This window comes from Ideonella sp., from assembly GCF_035254525.1.
Lineage (GTDB): Bacteria > Pseudomonadota > Gammaproteobacteria > Burkholderiales > Burkholderiaceae_C > Ideonella.
In genome coordinates this window covers 1-4,095 of sequence record NZ_DATFAN010000179.1, presented here as the reverse complement: position 1 = coordinate 4,095, position 4,095 = coordinate 1, and the positions used below count along the sequence as shown (strand labels likewise).

General features: G+C 65.5%; 4 protein-coding genes. 1 reads left to right on the top strand and 3 read right to left on the bottom strand.

Annotated elements, in window-relative coordinates:
- The first annotated feature begins 230 nt into the window (after positions 1 to 230).
- Positions 231 to 1,280, top strand: coding sequence for an integron integrase (locus tag VJ693_RS19100; protein ID WP_324156765.1), 1,050 nt, complete (start codon positions 231 to 233; stop codon positions 1,278 to 1,280).
- Here VJ693_RS19100 and VJ693_RS19095 read toward each other — a convergent pair.
- The 3 genes from VJ693_RS19095 to VJ693_RS25735 all read right to left on the bottom strand — a co-directional run bounded on the left by VJ693_RS19095 (position 1,277) and on the right by VJ693_RS25735 (position 4,095).
- The gene (locus VJ693_RS19095; protein WP_324156763.1) at positions 1,277 to 2,701 is read right to left on the bottom strand and encodes a DUF6880 family protein; all 1,425 of its coding nucleotides are present in this window, start codon (positions 2,699 to 2,701) and stop codon (positions 1,277 to 1,279) included. The two genes, VJ693_RS19100 and VJ693_RS19095, sit on opposite strands and share 4 nt — an antisense overlap.
- Positions 2,702 to 2,728: 27 nt before the next feature.
- Entirely contained in the window at positions 2,729 to 3,064 is a 336-nt protein-coding gene (locus VJ693_RS19090; protein WP_324156762.1) for a hypothetical protein, read from the bottom strand.
- A gap of 338 nt (positions 3,065 to 3,402) precedes the next feature.
- Positions 3,403 to 4,095 carry a PEP-CTERM sorting domain-containing protein gene (locus tag VJ693_RS25735; protein WP_414652315.1) on the bottom strand — a complete coding sequence of 231 codons (693 nt, stop codon included), beginning with the start codon at positions 4,093 to 4,095 and terminating at the stop codon, positions 3,403 to 3,405.

Below are 4,095 nucleotides of genomic sequence, written 5' to 3'. Positions count from 1 at the left end.
CTAACCTTGTTATGGGGCGACAGGATTGATGCATAACACCGGCGACTGTCGCCATAACAAGGCGCACGTCACAACCGGCAAGCCCGCCCGGATCCTTGCGATCCGGGCCATTGACTGTACGTTCATACAGTATTATCGTGCCGACGAAAGCAGCACTCTCCCTGCGGCGAACTGTGCCCGGGCCGCTCGCCCGCGGCAACCCCGGGTTTGCGCGCTGCAGGGAGGTCGACATGGCCGTGCCGTTGCGTCCGGCGGAAGTCCGCCGTGCTGATTTGCGTCCCGCCGCGCCCGCGGCTGAGCAGCCGCCATTGCGTTCGCCGCGACTGCTCGACCAATTGCGCGAGCGTGTGCGGCTGTTGCATTACAGCCGGCGCACTGAGCAGGCCTATGTGCATTGGTGTCGCGCCTTCATTCGCTTTCACGGCCTGCGACATCCGGCCGAGATGGGGGCGCCCGAGGTCGAGACCTTCTTGAGCTGGCTCGTCGTGGAGCGCCGGCTCTCGGCATCGACGCACCGCCAGGCGTTGTCGGCGCTGCTGTTCCTCTATTCCAAGGTGCTGGGGGTGCAGCTGCCGTGGATGTCCGAGATCGGCCGACCGCGCGTCAAGCAACGCCTGCCGGTGGTGTTGTCTCAGGACGAACTGGCCGCCGTCTTTCGCGGATTGGTGGGCGAACACCGCTTGTTCGCGAAATTGCTGTACGGCACCGGGATGCGCCTGTCGGAGGGCCTGCAACTGCGCGTCAAGGACGTGGACTTCGCGCATCGGGCGATCATCGTGCGCCACGGCAAGGGCGGCAAGGATCGAGTGCTGATGTTGCCGCAAAGCCTCGTGCCGGCGCTGCGCGAGCAGTTGTCTTGCGCCCACGCGTTGTGGACCAAGGATCAGTCCGACAGCCGTGGTGGCGTTGAGATGCCCGACGCCTTGGAGCGCAAGTATCCGAGGGCGGGCGCCTCGTGGCCGTGGTTCTGGGTGTTCCCGCAGGCCACGCATTCGGTGGATCCGCGCAGCGGCGTCGTGCGCCGGCACCACATGTTCGACCAGACCTTCCAGCGCGCGTTCAAGCGCGCGGTGCTCGCCTGCGGCATCACGAAGCCAGCGACGCCGCACAGCCTGCGCCACGCATTCGCAACGCACCTGCTGCAGTCAGGCTACGACATCCGCACGGTGCAGGACCTGCTCGGCCACGCCGACGTGGCCACGACGATGATCTACACGCATGTGCTGCGGCTCGGTGGCGCGGCCGTGCGCAGCCCGATGGATGCGATGGGCCTGGACTAAGCGTCCGGGCCGTCCTCTTCCTCGGTCGGCATGCTGCGCGAGCCGTTCACGTGTGCCCAGAAGCTCGCCTTGCGCGCGTGGCGCGATCGGATCTCCGCTTCGAAGGCCTCATGCGCCGGCAGCGGCATCAAATCGACGCCCTCGTCGGCGATCTCGTGCAACCGGGCCCAGTAGCGGGCCGCGTGCCCGTAGGCCCGCGAATAGGCCCGATCGAGGATCCCTCGCAGCAGTGCACGATAGACGACCGTTTCGCCGCGCGGACATTCATGGGCACGCAGCGACTTGGCCAGCGGCGCCAAAGCGGGATAGTCCGTGCCGTCGATGCGCGCCTGCTCGGCGATCAACCGGTGCTCGGCAGACTCGGCGTCACCGAGTTCGAGCAGCAACACGGCGGCGGTCTTCGGGTCGTCGTGCTCGAGCACCAGCGCACGGGCGCGCGCTCGTGCTTCGGGGTGCGCGGCTTCGGGCAGGTGTTCCAGCCAGCGCTGCAGGTCGAAGGCGGACAGCGTGTTCTCGAAGAGGCGCTGCCGAATCGGCGCACTGTCTTCAAAGCGACCCAGGCGCCCCAGCGCTTCGGCCAGCAGGCGCTGCCGACTGTCTTCCCTCTGGCCCCAAGGATCCTGCAACCAAGGCAGTGCATCGGCCGGACGGTCGGCGTCCAGATACGCCTGCACGAAGTCCTGTCGCTGCACGGCGTTGGGCTGAGGGCTGTAGCTCAGCACCGCGCGAACCTTGACGTCTGGGTCGTGAAGGGCCTCTGACAGCAACGACAAGGCCGCGGAGAGCTTGTACACCTCGTGCGGCCGCGTCGCGGCGTCCGGCGCTGCGGCCACCGTCTGGCCCATCCGCGCCTGCAGCGATGCCACCAGTTCACGCAGTGCCGGCTGCGACAGCAGCAGATCGGCTCGACGCAGCAGTTCCTCGCGTGCGCCGTACTCATCCGCCAGCACGAGCTTCATCAGTCGCTCGGGCCAGACGTGTGCAGGCGTCTCGCACAGCGCCGCCGCCTGCAGCCAGTGCCGGCAGGCGGCGCGCACGGCGTCGCCGACAGCGCCATCGGAATCGTCGGCACGCTCGAACCAGGAAGCGTCGGCCTCGATGAACGCCTCGAACAGCGCCACTGCTGCTGCAGGATCCTTGGGCGCCAGCTCGCGCGCGACCTGGTCGAGCCAGGCCTGCAGCTCTTGGCCGAATTCACGCGCTTGCCGGTAGTCGTAGAACCTGCGCGAGCGTTTCCAGGCGGCCAGCGTCTTGGTGAAGCTGGCCGCGAGCTTGTCGGGGCGGTCGGCCAGTTGCATGCGAGCCAGGCGTTGCCGTACCGCGTCGTGGTCGGCGGCCAGTTCGACAAGGACCGCGGCCAGGGTGGCCGCTGGCTGACGCTGCAGGATGGCTTCGAGGGAGTCCGGCGGGGCTTTGGGCATGGGCTTGCGATGTCCTTCGTGTGCCGTTCAGTCCGAGGGCATTCCGGCGCTGAGGTCCCAGAAGGTTCCTTGCCAGTGTGTGATGCGCCCGTGCGTGCCGCAGGCCTGGCAGTGCCACACCACGACGCCGTCGTCCGTGACGGCGGTTTGTACCCGGCGGTCGTCGCGCTTGCGGCACTTGAAGCAAGTCGGGCGGGGGGTTGTGTCGGCGCGGGCCTTGTCGGAGGCGTGTGCGATCACCGACGTCACAAAGTCGGCCATCTTGCGTGCGGGCCCGCGCTCGGTGGCGATGGTGCCCTTGTCGGTGAGGTAGTGCCGCGCGTCAATCACGTACATGGATTTGGTCAAAAGGTCGAGCAACATCCCAATTGTTGCTTGGCAGAAATCACGCCGCGGTGCGGGGGTTCTCGTACTTCTGAGGAGCAGCCGGTCGTCAGCGACGGCTGATGGCCGTGACTGTCTATTCGCGCCCTGCGCCGAAAGCTGCCAACTGGTCCGATCCGAATTGAACGGCCGCTCTTCGATTCGCCGAGCTCAACGTCCCGACCCTCAGGCCACATTCCGTGGCCCGATCCCGTCGTCTCGAAGCTGTCGTTCGAAGCGGCGTATTGGCGCGTGAAAACGGCAGCGGCAAGCACTGCCACGAGCCAAGACTGTCGAGGTTTTGACGCGCTGTTGCCCTAGTCGATTGGCACATCGCCCTAGGGCACGGCTGACCAGCAACGCCAGTCGAGGCAAAGTCGCGGTCCAGTGGTTGCATCCAATCTTGACGCGTCCCTCTTGCGACGACGTACTACAAAGCCGAGTGAGCTCAGCCCTGCCAGCATCAGTGTGTAGCTGCCTGGCTCGGGAACTGCCACTGTTGGCGTGATCAGAAATGCTTGGAGCTGGCCATCGAGAAGGCCGTAACCAGCGATTTGCCCGTGATTGTTGATTGCCTGAGCGCTCACGAGGATCCATCCCGACTGGGAATCGATGAGATCGTTGAGATCGACCATCTGACCATCGCTGTACATGAACGCATGAACACTGTGGCCATCCGCAGTGCCACTTTCGCCGACCACTTGCCCAACGTCGTTGATACCGAAGGCGACACTTCCGGCTCCTCCGCTCAGAGTGCCGAGATCATTCATGAGCCCTCGGCTGTAAAGGAACGCGTGGTCAACCGCGTTGCTGGTCAAGCTGTAGCCCGCCACCTCCCCGGCATTGTTGATACCCCAGCCGAGGCTGAAATCGCCACCGAGACTGCCGAGGTCCGTCATCACGCGCTCGCTGTACAGGAAGGCGTGACTCGTGCCGTCACCGGTTGTTTGGCTGTATCCCGTCACCTGTCCAGAATTGTTGATTCCGGCGCCGTTGCTGTTCGTTCCGCCCAAGGTTCCAAGATCGGCCAT